Below are 17,592 nucleotides of genomic sequence, written 5' to 3' on the forward strand. Positions count from 1 at the left end.
CTGGCCGCGGCGACGGTGACGCCGGCGCCTCCGTCTTCGCCGGCGTCACCGTTGAGCCCTCAGGCGTCGCGGCGCCTGAGCAGCACCGCAGCGACCCCGAGCAGGATGACGATCCACGCCGCCAGGACAGCCGCGCCGGGGCCGGCCGCCAGGAGACCGTCGGCCGGGACGACCGAGGTGAAGGATGCCCCGGCGTTGGACGGCAGGTACGGCACGATCGCCGTGGCCCAGCTGTCGGGGAGCACGAGCCCCAGGAGGCCCGGCGCCACGAGCAGCAGCACGAACATCACCCCGATCGCACCCGCGGCGTGCCTCAGGAGTGCACCGATCGCCACGCCGAGGACCGCGATGGCGGCCAGGTAGATTCCCGTGCCGAGGACGGCCCGCAGCACACCGGGATCCGCGAGGCTGACGTTAGCGCCGTCGCCCAGGATGCGCTGCCCAAGGCCGAATGCCGCGAACGACGCCGGGATGGCTGCCACCAGGCTGACCCCACCGATCACGATGGCCTTGCCCCACAGCACCGGGAGCCGGCGCGGTACGGCCGCGAGCGAGGCCCGGATCATCCCGCTCGAGTACTCCCCCGACACCAGAAGCACGCCGAGGATGCCCAGGATGATCTGAGCCAACGAGGCTCCGGTCAGGCTCAGGCTCGTCGGGTCGAGCCCGGAGAACCCGCCCCCACCCGCGCCGCCGCCCGGTCGCTGCGGCTGGACGTCACCCGCCGCGACCCCTGCGGCGAGCGCGCCGAGCCCGATCACGACGACGACGGCCGTCGCCAGCGTGATCCAGGAGGAGCGCAGGCTCGCGAACTTGAACCACTCCGAGAGCACGACGCGCGGGAACGTCACCCGCAGCCGCTGGATGCTCGCCGTGTCGCGCAGCCCCGAGACGGGCACTGCGCTGTCGTCGACCGGCAGGACGAGGGTGGTCATCGTGCGGTCACCTCCTCCGGGTGGTGGGCGGTGTCGCCCGGGTGGAACTCGACCGCGTCGCGGGTCAGCCGCATGAACGCCTCCTCGAGGGAGACCTCCGTCGGGATCAGCGCGTGGATGGGGATGCCGGCGGCGAGGGCCGCGTCGCCGATCCGGGCGGCGTCGATGCCGGTCACCAGGAGGTGCCCGGGCACGTCGTCGGTCGTGACGGTGACGTCGTCGTCCAGCAGCAGGCGCGCGAGGTCCTCCGCACGGGGTGTCCGCACCTGGACGACGACGCCCGACGCCGCCCGTTGCAGCTCGCTCACCGAGGTGTCGGCGATGAGCTCACCCCGACCGATGACGACCAGGTGGTCGGCGACCAGGGCGATCTCCGAGATGAGGTGCGAGGAGATGAAGACCGTGCGTCCCTCGTCGGCGAGCGACCGGAGCAGGCCACGGATCCACAGGATCCCCTCGGGGTCGAGACCATTGACCGGCTCGTCCAGGATGACGACGTCCGGGTCGCCGAGGAGAGCTGCCGCGATGCCGAGCCTCTGGCCCATGCCGAGCGAGAACGCGCCGGCGGGCTTGCGGCCGACCGCGGAGAGCCCCACGAGGTCCAGGACCTCGTCGATGCGCCGACGCGGGATGCCCGTCGTCGTCGCCAGGGTGAGGAGGTGGTTGTAGGCCGACCTGCCCGGGTGGATGGCGCGCGCCTCGAGGAGCGCACCCACCTGGTGCAGGGGCGCGACGTGATCGACGTAGGCCCGCCCGTTGACCGTCACGCTCCCGGCGGCCGGGTGGTCCAGCCCGACGATCATCCGCATCGTCGTCGACTTGCCGGCGCCGTTCGGACCGAGGAACCCCGTGACGACACCGGGGTTGACGGTGAAGGTGAGGTCGTTGACGGCGGTTTTCTCGCCGTATCGCTTGGTGAGGTGGTCGACGACGATCATCGACGGCCTCGCGGGTGGAGGGCTGATCTGCTCATGGCTCAACCCTGGCGGTCACCGACGGGCCCGTCGTCGCCTGCCTGCCGTACTTCTCGGTGGTCGGCGCTACCGCTTGCGGAGTAGTCCGCTCTCGTAGGCGATCACGACGAGCTGTGCCCGGTCGTGCGCGTCGAGCTTCATCATCGCGCGGTTGACGTGGGTCTTGACCGTGTGGGGCGAGATGACGAGGTGGTCGGCGATCTCGTCGTTGGACCGGCCCTCACCGACGAGCCCAAGGATCTCCCTCTCCCGCTCGGTCAAGGCCGCCACGGGGGCCGAGACGGGCTCCTCGTCGGTGCGCGCAGCGTCGTCGGGCGGCTCGCCGAGGAACCTCTCGATGAGCGACCTGGTCGCCGCCGGTGAGAGCAGCGCGTCACCCCCTGCGACGACTCTGATCGCGTCGACGATCGCATCCGGCTCGGCACCCTTGCCCAGGAACCCGCTGGCGCCGGCCCGGAGCGCGGCCACCACGTGCTCGTCGGTCTCGAAGGTCGTCAGGACGAGGACGCGCACGTCACCCAGCCGTGGATCGGTGCAGATCTCCGCGGTGGCAGCGATGCCGTCGAGGCCGGGCATCCGGATGTCCATCAGGACGACGTCGACGGCCCGGTCGCGTACCTGGTCCACGGCCTCTCGACCGGAGGCGGCCTCTCCCACGACCTCGATGTCCGCCTCGAGCTCGAGGATCCCCCGCAGTCCCGCCCGGATGAGCGGCTGGTCGTCGGCGATCAGGACGCGGATCACGACGGGTCCCGCGCCGGGCGCCCCGGGCCGTCCGCACCGACGGCTGCTGCCTCGGGTGGAGTCGTCGGGCGGTAAGGGATGACCGCTGTGACCCGGAAGGTGCCGTCGTCGTCCGGGTGCACCCGCAGCGACCCGCCGCAGGCTCCCGCCCGCTCACGCATGCCGATCAGACCCTGCCCGCTGGAGGGGGCCACCGCCGCCCGGGCACCGGTCGGGTCGAACCGGACCAGGTTGCGGACATCGATGGTCAACGCGTCGTCGGCGTACGCGAGCGACAGGTCCGCCTGCCCGCCCGATCCGTGCTTCGAGGCGTTCGTCAACGACTCCTGGACGATCCGGAACGCCGCCAGGTCGCACGTCTGGTCCATCTCGCGCGGCCGACCGCTCGTGCTCGTGCGCACCACGAAACCTGTCGACGCAAGGCTGGCCAGCAGCTCCGGGACACGAGCCAAGCCAGGTGCAGGCTCCGTCCCTGCCCCTTCGGCCTCGCCGGCTCGAAGCACCCGCAGCACCGTCCCGAGCTCTTCCAGGACCGACTGGGCCGCCCCTTGGACGTGTGCCAGGGAGCCGTCGACCGTCGCGGCGTCCCGGCCGAGTGCGCGGCGGGCCAGTCCGGCATGGACGTTGATCACCGCGATGTGGTGCGCCACGACGTCGTGCAGCTCGCGCGCGATCCGCACCCGTTCCTCGGCCACCCGCGCCCGCGCCTCCTGCTCTTTGGTCTCGTCGGCACGGCGCGCACGCTCCGCGAGCGCCGCCATGTACGCGCGTTGGGTGCGCACGGCGTCGCCCATGGCGAAGGCCAGAACGGTCCACACCACGACGATCAGCGCGCGAGGCTCGGTCACCGGCCCCGCGACGCCTGCGCGCGCGACCCCGAACAGCACGACGCTGCTGACCGCTGTCGAGACGAGCGCGACCCGGCGTGGTCGCATGGACGCGACGGCGAACACGGCGACCTCGCTCGCGGCGACGAGCACCGGGTGCACCTGGTCGACGACGAGCCCAACGACGGTCGCGGCGAGGGTGATCCCGAGCACCTGGACCGGCCAGCGCCCGAGCCAGCACAGCGCGATCCCGACGACGAGCGCGATGGCGACGGTCAGGACGATCCGCTCTGTCGGCGCGTCGCGCGCCAGAGACGCGGCAAGGCTCAGGATCGGCACCGCCGCACCGACGAGGACGTTCCCGATCTTCGGGGACGGTCGGTCGTCGTCGGGACCCGCGAACCACGGGTGCGCGCGTAGGCCATCGACCACGCCGGGTGTCCCTGCTGTCGCCACGCCGTGCTCCTGTCGTTCGCCGGATGGTCCGCACTGTGGCACACCACGGCGGTGTGCCGGCACCACCCGCGGGTCTCTCAGGCCTGCCCGGGCGCGACCGGGTCGGTGTCGACGCCCAGCCACCAGGGCGAGGGCGGGCCGCCGGTCCACCGCTCGGCGAACCCGAGCGACTCGGCGGCCTTCCGCTCGGCGTCCGTGTCCGCCACGACGGCGATCGGACCGTGCCGCCAGCCCGGCTCGGCGCGGGCCCAGCTCAGCGCCGCCTCGAGCAGCGTCGGCGGCCCGGGCCGCGCGCGCGAACCCTGGGAGATCTCACTGAGGACCCAGCGCGGTGCCACCGCAGCCAGCTCGGTCCGGAACGCCTGGTCGGCGTCGGGTCCGGGCGGGACCCTGGCGAGATCGGGCGCGACGACACGACCGACCGTCTCCCACGGCGAGTGCTGCCCGCCAGGGACGACGGCCACGGCACGCGCGATCCGGCCGTCGACGCCGTCCTCGACCCAGAGCGCACCGCGCTCGAATGCGATGTGCGTCAGCAGAAGCCTCGTCGACCGGGCCGCGGACTCGGGGTCGAGGTCCGTCCGGAGCGGTCCCTCCTGAGTGATCCGGGCGACGGCGGGGATGTCCTCGATCCCTGCCTGACGGACCGAGCGCCCGAGGGTCGAGACGGCCGGACCTGAAGGTGAACGAGTGTCGAGCGGGGGCGCCATGCCTTCACTCTCGCGGCCCGCGGCCCGGGCGTCATCACCCATTGGCAGGCGATCGCTGTACCGCGTTCGCGGTACAGCGCGCCGTGAGGCCGGGGCCTCGGCCGAGACCTCGGGACGCCGACCCTTGAGGTCAGCGGCTCGTCGACACGCGGTACTGGGCGTTCGCCACCGGGATGGCGATCGCCAGGATGAGCACCGTCCAGATGAGCGTGTACTCGGCCGCGTGCTGCAGCGGCCACGCGGTGGGCTCCGGGGTGTTCGCGGGGATGTTGCCGAACAGCTCGCGGGCGGCCTGCGTGACGGACGAGACGGGGTTCCACTCCGCGAAGCTTCGCAGGGGTCCGGGAAGCGTGGACAGCGGGACGAAGGTGTTGGCCACGAAGGTGATCGGGAAGATCACGATGAACGAGGCGTTGTTCACGACCTCCGGGCTCGGCACGAGCATGCCGATCCACGCCATGACCCACGAGACCGCGTACGCGAAGACCAGCAGCAGGCCGAACCCCGCCAGCGCCTCGATCAGCGAGCTGCGGATGCGCCACCCGACCAGCAGCCCCGTGAGCGACATGACGACGAGCACGATCACGTTGTTGACGACGTCGGACAGCGTGCGTCCCGTCAGGACGGCGGACGGTGCCATCGGGAGCGACCGGAAGCGGTCGATGATGCCCTTCTTCACGTCGTCCGCCAGGCCCGCGCCGGTGATCGTGGCACCGAAGATCACCGTCTGCGCGAAGATCCCCGCGATGAGGAACTCCCGGTACGCGGCTCCCCCGCCGGCCTGGTCGATCGCGCCCCCGAACACGTACGAGAACAGCAGCACGAACATGATCGGCGACAGCGTGGTGAAGACGAGCAGGTCGGGGACCCGCTTGATCTTGATGATGTTGCGCTTCGCGACGACGTGCGCGTCGGCGATCACGTGCGGGATCGTCAGGTTCATCGCGCTGCCTCCCGTTGCCGGACGTGGACGTCCTCGGGATCGGCCGTTCCGTGTCCCGTGAGGATCAGGAAGACGTCGTCGAGCGTCGGACGGCGCAGGCCCACGTCGTCGAGCCGCAGGTCGACGGCATCGAGCCGGCGCAACGCCTCGGTGAGCACCGCGGCGCCGCCCGTCACCGGGATCAGGATCGTCCGTCGCTGATGGTCATGGGTCGCCGGGCCGATCCCGAGCGGCTCGAGCAGGTCGCGCGCCTCGATGAGCCTGTGGGGGTCGGCCACCGTGACGTCGAGACGCTCGCCGCCGACCTGCCGCTTCAGCTCGTCGGAGGTCCCCTTCGCGATGATCTTGCCGTGGTCGATCACGACGATCTTGTCCGCGAGGAGGTCGGCCTCCTCGAGGTACTGCGTCGTGAGCAGCAGCGTCGTGCCGCCCGAGACGAGCGACTGGATGATGTCCCACATCTCCGTCCGGCCCCGCGGGTCGAGCCCGGTCGTCGGCTCGTCGAGGAAGAGCACCGGTGGGTCCGCCACCAGGGCCCCCGCAAGGTCGAGGCGTCGCCGCATGCCACCCGAGTAGGTGCGCGCCGGGCGGTCCGCGGCGTCGTCCAGGCTGAACTGGGCGAGCAGCTCGCGCGCCCGCACCCGGCTCGCCCGACGACCCAGGTGGTAGAGGCGACCGATCATGTCGAGATTCTCGAACCCCGTCAGGTACTCGTCCACGGCGGCGTACTGACCGGACAGCCCGATCTTCCGGCGCACTCCCGCCGGGTCTGCCAGGACATCCACGCCCGCGACCTGGGCCTCGCCCGCGTCGGGGCGCAGCAGCGTCGCGAGGATGCGCACGACCGTCGTCTTGCCCGCCCCGTTGGGCCCGAGCAGCCCGAGCACGGTGCCGGTCGGCACGGAGATGTCGACGCCGTCCAGCGCCGTCACCTTCCCGTACCGCTTGACGAGTCCCTGGGTTCGGATCGCCTCGTTCATGCCTCTCAGGCTAGGACTGAGGTCCCACACAGCGCGAGACCTTTCGGCCGCCGGCCGTCCGCCAGACGGTCCTCGGAGTCCGACAGGCCCGAGCGAGTGATGGAATGGCGTCATGCCACCGTTGCGCTCACGAACAGTCACCCACGGCAGGAACATGGCCGGCGCCCGCGCGCTGCTTCGCGCAGCAGGGGTCGCGCGCGAGGACATCGGGAAGCCGATCATCGCGGTGGCGAACAGCTTCACCGAGTTCGTGCCGGGCCACACCCACCTGCAGCCCGTCGGACGCATCGTCTCGGCGGCGATCCTGGCGGCCGGGGCCGTGCCGCGGGAGTTCAACACGATCGCCGTCGACGACGGCATCGCGATGGGCCACGAGGGCATGCTCTACTCGCTGCCGTCGCGCGACCTGATCGCCGACTCGGTCGAGTACATGGTCCAGGCCCACCGGGCCGACGCGCTCGTCTGCATCTCGAACTGCGACAAGATCACGCCCGGGATGCTGATGGCCGCCATGCGGCTCAACATCCCCACCGTGTTCGTGTCGGGCGGCCCGATGGAGGGCGGCACCGCGGTCCTCACCGACGGCACCACGCGCACCCGGCTCAACCTCGTCACCGCGATCGCCGACGCGGTCGCCGACACCGTGTCCGACGCCGACATCGACCTCATCGAAGAGGCCGCGTGCCCCACGTGCGGATCGTGCTCGGGCATGTTCACCGCCAACTCGATGAACTGCCTCGTCGAGGCCCTCGGCCTGGCTCTGCCCGGCAACGGCTCGACGCTCGCGACCCACACCGCACGCCGCGACTTGTACGAGCAGGCGGGGCGCACCGCCGTGGAGATCACGCGCCGCTTCTACGAGCAGGACGACGCGAGCGTGCTGCCGCGCTCGATCGCGACACGGGAGGCCTTCGACAACGCGATGTCCCTCGACATCGCGATGGGCGGCTCGACCAACACGATCCTGCACCTGCTCGCCGTCGCGCACGAGGCGGAGCTCGACTACACGCTGGCAGACATCGAGGCGCGTTCGTTGGCCGTGCCGTGCCTCAGCAAGGTCGCGCCGAACGGCAAGTACCTGATGGAGGACGTGCACCGGGCCGGCGGCATCCCGGCGATCCTCGGCGAGCTGCACCGCGCCGGCCTCCTCCACGACGACGTCCACTCCGTGCACGCCGACTCGCTGCAGACCTGGCTCGACGCCTGGGACATCCGCGGCGGCGGCGCCACCCCCGAGGCGATCGAGCTCTTCCACGCCGCACCGGGCCGCGTGCGCTCGGCCGCCGCCGGCTCCCAGTCCGCGCGCTGGGACAGCCTCGACCTCGACGCCGCGACGGGATGCATCCACGACGTCGCCCACGCCTACACGGTCGACGGCGGGCTCGCGGTGCTCCGCGGGAACCTCTCCGAGGACGGGTGCGTCGTCAAGACCGCCGGGGTCGACGAGTCGTGCTTCACGTTCTCCGGCCCGGCGATCGTGCTGGAGTCCCAGGACGACGCCGTCGAGGCGATCCTGAGCGGCCGGGTCAAGGCCGGCGACGTCGTCGTCATCCGCTACGAAGGCCCGCGCGGCGGGCCCGGCATGCAGGAGATGCTCTACCCGACGTCCTACCTCAAGGGCCTCGGCCTGGGCGCCAAGTGCGCGCTCATCACCGACGGGCGCTTCTCCGGCGGGACCTCCGGGCTGTCGATCGGGCACGTCTCCCCCGAGGCAGCCGCAGGCGGTGCCATCGCCCTGGTCGAGGACGGCGACACCATCGTCATCGACATCCCGCGGCGCGCGATCCACCTCGACGTCTCCGACGAGGACCTCGCCGATCGCCGCGCGAAGCTCGAGGCCGGCGGCGGCTACCAGCCCGTCCTGCGCGACCGCGTGGTCTCGACCGCGCTACGGGCCTACGCGGCGATGGCCCTCTCCGCCGACAAGGGTGCCGTGCGCGACGTCACCGTCCTCGAACGGCGCATCGCGCCATGACCGGCACGACGCCATGACCCGCAAGACCTACCGCGGCCCGCTGGTCGACGTCTCGTTCGACGGCGAGGTGTGCCGGCACGCCGCGGAGTGCGTGCGCGGCATGCCCGAGGTGTTCGACACGAGCGCCCGACCCTGGATCAACCCCGAGGTCGCCAGCACCCCCGACCTGGCGGACAGGCTCCGCGAGGTCGTCGGCCGGTGCCCGTCGGGCGCGCTGGCCATGGTCGAGCATCCCGAGAGCTGACCGACCGGCCGGCGTCGCTCACCGGGCCGCGAGGACGTCGGCCAGCTGCTCGACGGTCGGTGCGCCTGCCAGGCCGGACGGCGTCCGGTAGAGCCGGCACGCGAGTCCGACGGGGGCGTCCGGCGCAGCGAACGGGTCGACTCCGTCCACCAGCACCGACGGCGAGCCGTGGAAGCTCAGCTCCGCGGCCTGCTCCGGTGTCGAGACCAGGACCCGTTCGACGACGACGTCGACACGCCCGGCCGCGTCGAGTGCCTCGCGCAGCCGTTCCTCGGCCTCGTGCCAGCTCGGGCATCCGTCGAAGTACTGCAGCTCGACCTTCACCGGACCATGATGACCCGCATCCGCCCGCCCCGCCTCGCAGGCGGAGCGAGCGCGGAGCGAGCGCGGAGCGCGTCGGGTCGACTCAGGCGTCGATGACGATGGCGATGACGACGGGCTCACGCCTGTGGGTGCGCGTGATGTACGAGCTGACGGCTCCGGCGATGACGGCCTCGAGCTTGCCGACCTCGTCGACACCCTGCGTCGACGCCTTGCTCAGGGCCCGTTCGACGGCGTCGGTCGCGCCGGTCAGGGCGAGGTCGGCGGTGACGAACCCGCGGGTGATGTACTCGAGCGGCTCGGCCAGCGCGTTCGTGCCGGGCTCGAGGATCGCGATGACCGTGACGATCCCGCTCTCGCTCAGCCGGCGCCGGTCCGCCAGGGTGTCCTCCGTGGCGTGCCCGACGGTGTCCCCGTCGACGAAGACCAGGTCCGCGACGACCTGCCCGGAGAGCTTTGCGGCGCCGTTGATGAGGTCGATGGTCGAGCCGTCGCGCGCGATGATGACGCGGTCGGGGTCGACGCCCGTCCGGACCGCGAGTGCGGCGTTGGCGTGCAGGTGCTTCGCCTCGCCGTGGATGGGCAGCACGTTCCTGGGCTTGAGGATGTTGTAGCAGTAGACGAGCTCGCCGGCGCTCGCGTGCCCGGACACGTGCACCTTCGCGTTGCCCTTGTGCACGACGTTCGCGCCGAGGTCGGTCAGCTTGTTGATGATCCCGTAGATGGCGTTCTCGTTGCCGGGGATCAACGAGCTGGCGAGCAGGACGGTGTCCCCGACGTTCAGGCGGATCTGGTGCTCGCCGTTCGCGATGCGCGACAGTGCCGCCATCGGCTCACCCTGCGAACCCGTGCAGATGATCGTGACCTTGTCGTCGGCCATGGACCCGAGCTTCTTGAAGTCCACGACGAGCCCGCGAGGGATCTGCAGGTAGCCGAGGTCGTGGGCGATGCCCATGTTGCGGACCATCGACCGCCCGACGAACGCCACCTTGCGGCCGTGACGGTGGGACGCGTCGAGGACCTGCTGGATGCGGTGCACGTGGCTGGCGAAGCTCGAGACGATGACGCGCTTGGGGGCGGTCGCGAACACGGTGTCGATCGCGGGCGTCAGGTCACGCTCGGAGGTCGTGAACCCGGGGACCTCGGCATTGGTCGAGTCGACCATGAACAGGTCGACGCCCTCTTCGCCGAAGCGGCCGAACGCCCGCAGGTCGGTGATCCGGTCGTCGAGCGGGAACTGGTCCATCTTGAAGTCGCCGGTGTTGAGCACGAGCCCGGCGCCCGTGCGGATCACGACGGCGAGGCCGTCGGGGATGGAGTGGTTGACGGCCGCGAACTCGAGCCCGAACGGACCTGCCTGGTGCGTGCCACCGGCCTCGACGCGGACGGTCGTGGGGTGGATCCGGTGCTCCTTGAGCTTGGACGTGATGAACGCCAGGGTCAGCTCGGATCCGATGATGGGGATGTCGGCCCGCTCGCGCAGCAGGTAGGGCACTCCCCCGATGTGGTCCTCGTGGCCGTGCGTGAGCACGACCGCGACGATGTCCGCGAGGCGGTGTCGGATCGACGTGAAGTCCGGGAGGATCACGTCGATCCCGGGCTGGGTCTCCTCGGGGAAGAGCACCCCGCAGTCCACGACGAGCAGCTTGCCCTCGTACTCGAAGACGGACATGTTGCGGCCGATCTCACCGACTCCTCCGAGCAGGGTGATGCGCATCGCTCCGCGCTGCAGGGCGGGTGGAGCTGTCAGCTTCATGGCGTGGGCGTTCTGCATGTCGGTGCCTCCAGGGCGGAGGGCGGGGAGCCCTCGGGATGGTTCAGGTCGTGGTGGTGACGTGCCGCGACGTTCAGGCGGCGGGGTCGGCGAGGACGACGTCGGGGTGCGCGCGGCGCACCGCCGAGATGCGCCAGATGTCGGAGAACAGCGCGAGCAGGGCGCCGTCGTGGCGGTGCAGGACCTCGACGCCGTGCTCGGCGTCGAGAGTGGCGACCCACTCGCGGGTCGTCGTCATGGCACGGGTGTAGCTGAGCCGTTCGAGCCGAACGGGCGAGCTGAAGTCGTGGGCCATGCGGTGCTCGGCGACCTCGAACTGCATCGGGCCGACGGCCGCGAGGACCGGCGCCTGGTCGCCGCGCAGCTCGGAGCGCAGCACCTGGACGACGCCTTCGGCCTCGAGCTGGTCGATGCCGCGGCGGAACTGCTTGTAGCGACCGGCGTCGCGTGCACGCACGACGGCGAAGTGCTCGGGGGCGAACGTGGGCAGCGGCGGGAACTCGACGTGCTTGCTCAGGTAGAGGGTGTCCCCGACACGGAGGTCCGAGCCGTTGACGAGGCCGACGACGTCACCGGGGTACGCGGAGTCGATGACGGTGCGTTCCCGGCCGAACGCCTGCTGGGCGTACTTCGTGGCGAAGGTCCGCCCGGTGCGGGCCAGCGTCAGGACCATCCCGCGCTCGAACAGCCCGGAGCACACCCGGACGAACGCGAGCCGGTCGCGGTGAGCGGTGTCCATGCCGGCCTGCATCTTGAAGACGAACGCGCTGAAGGGTGCGTCGATCGCCCGCGGTGTCCCGTCAGCCGCAGCGCGCGCGCCGGGAGACGGTGCAAGGTCCACGAGGACGTCGAGCAGGGCGTGCACCCCGAAGTTGCGGACGGCTGACGCGAACAGCACGGGCGTCGAGACGCCGGCGAGGAACGACTCCTGCGAGTGGTCGGCCCCCGAGGCGCCGAGCAGCTCGCTCTCCTCGACCGCCGTGGACCATGCAGACCCCTCGCGGGCGAACGCGCTGGCGTCGTCGAGGACCTCCTGCGGCGCGATGTGCGCCCCGCCGGCGGTGCCGGTGAACCGCAGGTACTCGCCGGTCGCGCGGTCCAGGACCCCTCGGAAGTCCCCTGCGACGCCCACGGGCCACGTCAGCGGCGTGGGGTTCAGCCCTGTGCGTTCGGCGATCTCGTCCATGAGGGCCAGCGGGTCGAGGCCAGGGCGGTCCCACTTGTTGATCACCGTGATCAACGGGATCCCCCGCTGCTTGCAGACCGCGAACAGCTTCATCGTCTGGGCCTCGAGCCCCTTGGCGGCGTCGATGAGCATCACGGCCGCGTCGACCGCTGAGAGCACCCGGTAGGTGTCCTCGGAGAAGTCGGCGTGGCCGGGGGTGTCCAGGAGGTTGATCACCGCGTCGCGGTACTCGAACTGCAGCGAGGCGGACGTGATCGAGATGCCGCGGGCCTGCTCCATCTCCATCCAGTCGGAGACGGTGTGCCGGCGCCCGCTCTTGCCGTTGATGTGGCCGGCCTCGGTGATCGCGTGGGCGTGCAGCGCGAGGGCCTCGGTCAGGGTCGACTTGCCGGCATCGGGGTGGCTGATGACCGCGAAGGAGCGGCGGCGCGCCGTCTCGGACACGATGTCGGTGTCAAGGCGGACGTCGCTCAGGGCGCCGTGCTGCACTCAGCCTCCTGGCCGATATCTGATCATCGCGAGCCGTTCAGGTCATCTGGCAGCCAGTCTACCCTCGGGTGATCCCACGACTCGGCCCTCGCTGCTCGACGGCTAGCATCGTCGGATGGCTGCCACGACGACGCACGACGCCGGTCGCGTCGCCAAGACGACCTCGCCGAGCCGATGACCGGGTCGAGCCTGGACAGTGCCGAGGTCTCCCGCCTGACTCGGCGCGGCCTGCACCTGGCACGATTCACCGTCGCCTACAACATCGTCGAGGGCGCCGTCGCGATCACGGCCGGGCTCGGAGCGGGTCTCGTCTCGGTGATCGGCTTCGGGATCGACTCCGGGATCGAGTCCGTCGCCGCTGTGCTGGTGGGTGCCCGCCTCGCAGCCCGCCTGCGCCACGGGGAGGCCGACGACCGCAAGGAACGGCTCGCGCTCAAGGCCGTCGCCGTCACGTTCTTCGTCCTCGCCGCCTACGTGATCGTCGAAGGTCTCCGCGGACTCGTCGGCGGCGAAGCACCGGCGAGCTCCCCGCTGAGCATCGGCGTCCTGGTCGCCTCGCTCATGGTCATGCCGGTGCTGGCTGCCATGAAGCGGCGCGTCGGGCTGCGCCTGGGCGACAACCTCATCCTGGCGGACGCCGCCGAGACCCGGATCTGCATCCTCCTGAGCATCTCCACCCTCACTGGCGTCGGCCTCTACCAGCTGACCGGCGCGGGCTGGCTGGATCCCGTCGCAGGGTTCGTCATCGCTGCGTTCGCCGTCCACGAGGGCCGGGAGGCGTGGGCCGGCGAGCTCGTCGAGGACGCCGACGACTGAGCCGCTGAGCCGCGCGGGGAACCGATCACCGAGGCGGCGTCACCGAGGGCAGGTCACCGCCACAGCGGTGTCTTCCAGTCCACGATGCTGAGCGGGACGACGAGCACGGGCCGGTGCTGGTGGTGGGACAGCTGCACCGCGATCGAGCCCTCGACGGCCTCACGGAACCTGGCACCGGTGCCGGGAGCACGGGTTCCGACGACGATCGCGGCGGCGTCGACGGCCCGTGCCAGATGGGTCAGGGCGCGGTCCGGCCGGCCGGCCAGGTAGCGGAACTCCCAGGGGACGCCGGAGTTGCCCAGCACCTGGGCCAGCGACTCCTCGATCTGCTTCTGCCGCTCGGCCCATGAGTCGTCGACCGTATCCGGGTCGATCTCGGCGTGGCGCACGGTGCCGTCGGGATGCTCCTCGACGGTGAACCGCGTGGGGTCCACGTAGGCGAAGTAGACGGCGACGCCACCTGCTGCGCGGGACCAGGACGCGGCGGTGAGCGCCACCAGCTCGGGCTGGTGCGGGACGACAGCCACGACGATCGGATGCCCGGCGAACGGCGTCATCCTTGACGGACTCGGCTGCGGTGCCTGTCGCGCGCTCATCGGGTCATGCCATCTCTCCGTCGTCGAGCTGCCCACACCGAGATCGTGGCCCGGTCTCCGGGTGTCCCACTAGCGTGGCCCTTTGTCGGCGGCACCGCTCAAGATCGGCGAGGTGGCGCGCAGGTCCGGCGTGCTCGGCACCAAGTTCTCGACGAGGAAGCCGATGGAGTGCCGGATCTGCCCGGGCAGATCGGCGACGCTCGCCCGGCCGACCCCGACGCGCACGAGATCCATGTAGACGGTGGCGTAGATGACGTGGGCGACGTCGGCCAGGTCAGGGGTGCGGGGCCCGCCCGCCCGGTCGACGTGCAGCTGGAGCACCGTGCGGATGGCGTCCTCGACCTGGCTGACGCGCTGCGCTGCGAGGTCGCTGTGGGGGCCTGAGCCGAAGAGCGTCTCGCGCTGGTAGACGATCGAGTTCTCCGGGTGGGCCAGGCTCTCCGTGCCCAGCGGCGCGAGCATCGCAAGGATCGCGTCGGTCGGTGAGACGCCCTGCCGTGCGAGCTCGATGCCCTGCTCGGTGCCGAGGCGCAGCCGTTCGTTCATGACCTTGACCAGCAGCTCGGCCTTGGAGCCGACGTAGCGGAACAGCGTGCCGGTTCCCACCTCGGCCGCCTCGGCGATCTGCTGCGTCGTGACGCGGCCGTAGCCGTGCTCGGCGAACAGCCGGGTGGCGACCTCGAAGATGCGCTCGGACTTGTCGCGCTTGTTCCGCTCGCGCAGCCCCTCGGCGCCGCCCTGCGTCTGGGATCGGGCCAGGGCCCCGCCAGAGCCGGTATCGATCGTCATCGTCGACCTCCCGTCGCGTTGCGCGTGCCTGGCCCCCGTGCCGATGCCGGCGGCCGTCCGGACCATCGTCACACAGGAGTACGCTCCAAACGGAGCGCAGTCCGCAAGAGGTCGGGCCGCACGCGTCGCTGCGAGCCCCAGCCACTGAGAGAGATGGTCGGCATCTGATGTCACACAAGGCGTACATGATCGGGACCGGTATCGGGAACCTGGCGGCCGGCATCTACCTGATCCGTGATGGTGGCTGGGACGGCGCCGACATCACGATGCTGGGGCTCGACCCGCACGGGGCGAACGACGGTGATCACCTCGCCACGTTCGAGACCGAGTACGGGCACGGCACGTTGAGCAACAACAAGGGCTTCCTGAACCGCGGCGGGCGCATGCTCAACGAGGAGACGTACGAGAACCTGTGGGACGTGCTGAGCGAGGTCCCGTCGCTGACCGCACCGGGCACGTCGGTGACCGACGAGATCCTCGCGTTCGACCACGCCCACCCGACCCACGACGTGGCCCGGCTGATGGACCGCACCCACGGCATCCGCGACAAGGGCGACGCGCTGGACTACCGCCACATGCAGTTCAACAACCGCGACCGCTACCTGCTGACCAAGCTCATGATGCTGCCGGAGTCGAAGGAGGCCCAGCTCGACGACGTCAGCATCGAGCAGTGGTTCGAGTCGAGCCCCCACCTGTTCACGACGAACTTCTGGTGGATGTGGCAGACGACCTTCGCGTTCCAGAAGGTCAGCTCGGTCATGGAGCTCCGCCGCTACATGGCCCGGATGATCCTCGAGTTCAGTCGCATCAACACCCTCGAGGGCGTGACCCGCACGCCGTACAACCAGTTCGAGAGCATCATCCTGCCGATGCGCGCCTATCTGGCCGAGCGCGGCGTGACGTTCGTGAACAACCGCAAGGTCACCGAGCTCCTGTTCAAGGAGACGCCGTCGTCGGACGAGATCGTCGTCACTGGCCTGCGGTACCAGGAGGTGGACAACGACGGTCGGACCGGTGAGATCCAGGTCGACGAGGACGACCTCGTCTTCGACACGAACGGGTCCATCACCGACAGCACCTCGATCGGCGACCTCGACACCCCGGTGCGCGAGGACCTGCGCTACGCCCCGAGCGCCGCGCTCTGGAAGCAGGCGGCCGAGCACTTCCCCACGTTGGGCAACCCCGACAAGTTCTTCGACGACCGGTCGCAGAGCGAGTGGCTGAGCTTCACCATCACCACGGACGGCCACCTCCTGCTCGACGAGATCGCCCGCATCACCAAGCAGAAGCCCGGCAACGCGCTCAACACGTGGATCGACTCCCGGGTGCTGCTCTCGATCGTCGTGCACCACCAGCCGCACTACGGCGCCCAGAAGCCGAACGAGGGAGTGCTCTGGGGGTACTGCCTGTACCCGCGGCTCGACGGCGACTTCGTCAGGAAGCCGTTCATCGAGATGACGGGCAAGGAGATGCTCGAGGAGACACTCGGGCACCTCGCCGCCGTGGACACCGCGACCGACAACATCGCCGACCTCACCCGCGAGATCCTCGCCTCGGTCGTCAACGTCGTCCCGGCGCACATGCCGTACGCGAGCGCACTGTTCAACCGTCGAGCGGTCGGCGACCGGCCCGCGGTGGTCCCGACGAACTCCACGAACCTGGCCTTCATCAGCCAGTTCGCCGAGATGCCGTTCGACATGGTCTTCACGGAGCAGTACTCGGTGCGCTGCGCGCAGATCGCGGTCTACCGGTTCCTGGGCATCCCCGAGAGCCGGCTGACCGAGCTGCACCACTACGAGAAGAGCCCCCGGGTGCTGGCCAAGGCCGCGGTGACCATGTTCCGGTGACCGGCTGATCTCGTCCGGCGTCAGGGCTCCGGCCCCGCCCGTCGGGCCCCGAATCCCTGCGGGCCCTTCACAAGATCGCCATGGGCAGCGGCGGAGCCCACCACAGGCGGCTGAGACACTGAGGAGATGCGCGCCTCAGAGAATCACCTCGGTATCGGATGAGTCTCGTCACGTGCGAGGTCGTGGCAACGCCTCGGGTGCCCGCCGTCGTCGCCAAGCCTCGGGTGCCCGCCGTCGTCGCCACCGCCATCGTGGTGGCTGCTCTGGTGTCGGTGAACTTCGCCCAGCACGTGCTGCGCGGCGCCGAGTGGCTCGGGCCGGTCGCGGCCGTGTCGCTGCTTGCGTTCGCCCGATGGAGCGGTCTGAGCTGGTCGCAGCTCGGGCTGCACCACACCAGGCTCCGGTCCGGGCTCCGGTGGGGGCTCGGCGCCGTCGCCCTGGTCGCCGCGGTGTACCTCGTCGGTGTCTTCATCCCGCTGACCCGCACCGCGTTCCTGGACGCGCGCTACCACCTCGGCCTGCACGGTGCCCTGGTCTCGGCGTTCGTCATCATCCCCGTCAGCACGATCCTGCTCGAAGAGGTCGCGTTCCGCTCCGTCCTGTGGGGGATGCTCGCGCGACACCTCACGACGTGGCGCGTCCTGCTCACGTCATCGGCCCTGTTCGGGCTCTGGCACATCCTTCCGTCGCTCCACCTCGCCGCCGCGAACCACGGGGTCGGCGACGCAGTACAAGGTGCGGGACCGGCCGCGAGCGTGCTCGTCATCGTCGGCATCGTCCTCTTCACAGCGCTGGGCGGGGTCGTCGCCGGCGAGCTGCGCCGTCGCAGCGGCAGCCTGCTGGCGAGTGCCGGCATGCACTGGGCCACCAACAGCCTCGGCGTGCTGTTCGGCCTGCTCGCCTGGCGAATGGCCAGCTGAGCTGAGCCGTCGCAGGGCGACCACGACGAGACGTGTCGACGGCGTGAGCAGCGCACTGCCAGACTG

At 70.7% G+C, this 17,592-nt stretch carries 17 protein-coding genes; 5 read left to right on the forward strand and 12 right to left on the reverse strand.

Going from position 1 to position 17,592, the window contains the following annotated elements; genetic code table 11:
* Window positions 1-59 precede the first annotated feature (59 nt).
* From DDP54_RS00120 to DDP54_RS00150, 7 genes are all read right to left on the reverse strand, one after another.
* Entirely contained in the window at window positions 60-935 is an 876-nt protein-coding gene (locus DDP54_RS00120) for an ABC transporter permease subunit (protein ID WP_109130016.1), read from the reverse strand.
* Window positions 932-1,873, reverse strand: a complete 942-nt coding sequence (locus tag DDP54_RS00125; protein WP_109130017.1) for an ABC transporter ATP-binding protein — start codon at window positions 1,871-1,873, stop codon at window positions 932-934. The genes DDP54_RS00120 and DDP54_RS00125 overlap by 4 nt, the downstream gene beginning before the upstream one ends.
* A gap of 102 nt (window positions 1,874-1,975) precedes the next feature.
* Window positions 1,976-2,653 carry a response regulator transcription factor gene (locus tag DDP54_RS00130; RefSeq protein WP_109130018.1) on the reverse strand — a complete coding sequence of 226 codons (678 nt, stop codon included), beginning with the start codon at window positions 2,651-2,653 and terminating at the stop codon, window positions 1,976-1,978.
* Window positions 2,650-3,936: a histidine kinase gene (locus DDP54_RS00135; RefSeq protein WP_146192315.1), complete on the reverse strand. Its 1,287-nt coding sequence runs from the start codon at window positions 3,934-3,936 to the stop codon at window positions 2,650-2,652. Before DDP54_RS00135 ends, DDP54_RS00130 begins: the two co-directional genes overlap by 4 nt.
* Before the next feature lie 77 nt (window positions 3,937-4,013).
* A complete protein-coding gene (locus DDP54_RS00140; protein ID WP_109130020.1) occupies window positions 4,014-4,646 on the reverse strand; it encodes a hypothetical protein in 633 nt (210 codons plus the stop codon).
* 130 nt (window positions 4,647-4,776) lie between these two features.
* Window positions 4,777-5,583: an ABC transporter permease gene (locus tag DDP54_RS00145; RefSeq protein WP_109130183.1), complete on the reverse strand. Its 807-nt coding sequence runs from the start codon at window positions 5,581-5,583 to the stop codon at window positions 4,777-4,779.
* A 2-nt stretch (window positions 5,584-5,585) separates the two neighbouring features.
* Complete coding sequence (locus tag DDP54_RS00150) at window positions 5,586-6,569, reverse strand: ATP-binding cassette domain-containing protein (RefSeq protein WP_109130021.1); 984 nt, start codon at window positions 6,567-6,569, stop codon at window positions 5,586-5,588.
* A gap of 112 nt (window positions 6,570-6,681) precedes the next feature.
* On the opposite strand from DDP54_RS00150, the gene ilvD reads away from it, so the two are divergent.
* Together ilvD and DDP54_RS00160 are read left to right on the forward strand one after the other, a co-directional pair.
* The gene (gene ilvD, locus DDP54_RS00155; RefSeq protein ID WP_109130022.1) at window positions 6,682-8,544 is read left to right on the forward strand and encodes a dihydroxy-acid dehydratase; all 1,863 of its coding nucleotides are present in this window, start codon (window positions 6,682-6,684) and stop codon (window positions 8,542-8,544) included.
* Between the two features lie 13 nt (window positions 8,545-8,557).
* On the forward strand, window positions 8,558-8,788 hold the full coding sequence (locus tag DDP54_RS00160) for a (4Fe-4S)-binding protein (RefSeq protein ID WP_109130023.1): 231 nt from the start codon (window positions 8,558-8,560) through the stop codon (window positions 8,786-8,788).
* 18 nt (window positions 8,789-8,806) lie between these two features.
* On the opposite strand, the gene DDP54_RS00165 is transcribed toward DDP54_RS00160, so the two are convergent.
* The 3 genes from DDP54_RS00165 to DDP54_RS00175 all read right to left on the reverse strand — a co-directional run bounded on the left by DDP54_RS00165 (window position 8,807) and on the right by DDP54_RS00175 (window position 12,558).
* On the reverse strand, window positions 8,807-9,112 hold the full coding sequence (locus DDP54_RS00165) for a thioredoxin family protein (protein ID WP_109130024.1): 306 nt from the start codon (window positions 9,110-9,112) through the stop codon (window positions 8,807-8,809).
* 82 nt (window positions 9,113-9,194) lie between these two features.
* On the reverse strand, window positions 9,195-10,883 hold the full coding sequence (locus DDP54_RS00170) for a ribonuclease J (protein WP_242448118.1): 1,689 nt from the start codon (window positions 10,881-10,883) through the stop codon (window positions 9,195-9,197).
* 73 nt (window positions 10,884-10,956) lie between these two features.
* The gene (locus DDP54_RS00175; protein WP_242448119.1) at window positions 10,957-12,558 is read right to left on the reverse strand and encodes a peptide chain release factor 3; all 1,602 of its coding nucleotides are present in this window, start codon (window positions 12,556-12,558) and stop codon (window positions 10,957-10,959) included.
* 174 nt (window positions 12,559-12,732) lie between these two features.
* On the opposite strand from DDP54_RS00175, the gene DDP54_RS00180 reads away from it, so the two are divergent.
* Entirely contained in the window at window positions 12,733-13,374 is a 642-nt protein-coding gene (locus DDP54_RS00180; RefSeq protein WP_109130025.1) for a cation transporter, read from the forward strand.
* 53 nt (window positions 13,375-13,427) lie between these two features.
* On the opposite strand, the gene DDP54_RS00185 is transcribed toward DDP54_RS00180, so the two are convergent.
* Together DDP54_RS00185 and DDP54_RS00190 are read right to left on the reverse strand one after the other, a co-directional pair.
* Entirely contained in the window at window positions 13,428-13,931 is a 504-nt protein-coding gene (locus tag DDP54_RS00185) for a universal stress protein (protein ID WP_242448120.1), read from the reverse strand.
* Window positions 13,932-14,039: 108 nt separating this feature from the next.
* A complete protein-coding gene (locus DDP54_RS00190; RefSeq protein WP_109130186.1) occupies window positions 14,040-14,759 on the reverse strand; it encodes a TetR/AcrR family transcriptional regulator in 720 nt (239 codons plus the stop codon).
* Window positions 14,760-14,887: 128 nt separating this feature from the next.
* On the opposite strand from DDP54_RS00190, the gene DDP54_RS00195 reads away from it, so the two are divergent.
* Both DDP54_RS00195 and DDP54_RS00200 read left to right on the forward strand, forming a co-directional pair.
* Entirely contained in the window at window positions 14,888-16,606 is a 1,719-nt protein-coding gene (locus DDP54_RS00195) for an oleate hydratase (protein ID WP_277949572.1), read from the forward strand.
* A 158-nt stretch (window positions 16,607-16,764) separates the two neighbouring features.
* Entirely contained in the window at window positions 16,765-17,526 is a 762-nt protein-coding gene (locus tag DDP54_RS00200) for a CPBP family intramembrane glutamic endopeptidase (protein WP_109130028.1), read from the forward strand.
* Window positions 17,527-17,592 lie beyond the last annotated feature (66 nt).

The sequence above is a fragment of the Cellulomonas sp. WB94 genome (assembly GCF_003115775.1).
Lineage (GTDB): Bacteria > Actinomycetota > Actinomycetes > Actinomycetales > Cellulomonadaceae > Cellulomonas_A.

Coding starts and splice junctions, on each gene's coding strand:
- DDP54_RS00120 (WP_109130016.1), bottom strand. CDS start 935: ATGACCACCCTCGTCCTGCCGGTCGACGACAGCGCAGTGCCCGTCTCG.
- DDP54_RS00125 (WP_109130017.1), bottom strand. CDS start 1,873: ATGATCGTCGTCGACCACCTCACCAAGCGATACGGCGAGAAAACCGCC.
- DDP54_RS00140 (WP_109130020.1), bottom strand. CDS start 4,646: ATGGCGCCCCCGCTCGACACTCGTTCACCTTCAGGTCCGGCCGTCTCG.
- DDP54_RS00150 (WP_109130021.1), bottom strand. CDS start 6,569: ATGAACGAGGCGATCCGAACCCAGGGACTCGTCAAGCGGTACGGGAAG.
- ilvD (WP_109130022.1), top strand. CDS start 6,682: ATGCCACCGTTGCGCTCACGAACAGTCACCCACGGCAGGAACATGGCC.
- DDP54_RS00160 (WP_109130023.1), top strand. CDS start 8,558: ATGACCCGCAAGACCTACCGCGGCCCGCTGGTCGACGTCTCGTTCGAC.
- DDP54_RS00170 (WP_242448118.1), bottom strand. CDS start 10,883: ATGCAGAACGCCCACGCCATGAAGCTGACAGCTCCACCCGCCCTGCAG.
- DDP54_RS00180 (WP_109130025.1), top strand. CDS start 12,733: ATGACCGGGTCGAGCCTGGACAGTGCCGAGGTCTCCCGCCTGACTCGG.
- DDP54_RS00185 (WP_242448120.1), bottom strand. CDS start 13,931: ATGACGCCGTTCGCCGGGCATCCGATCGTCGTGGCTGTCGTCCCGCAC.
- DDP54_RS00190 (WP_109130186.1), bottom strand. CDS start 14,759: ATGACGATCGATACCGGCTCTGGCGGGGCCCTGGCCCGATCCCAGACG.
- DDP54_RS00200 (WP_109130028.1), top strand. CDS start 16,765: ATGAGTCTCGTCACGTGCGAGGTCGTGGCAACGCCTCGGGTGCCCGCC.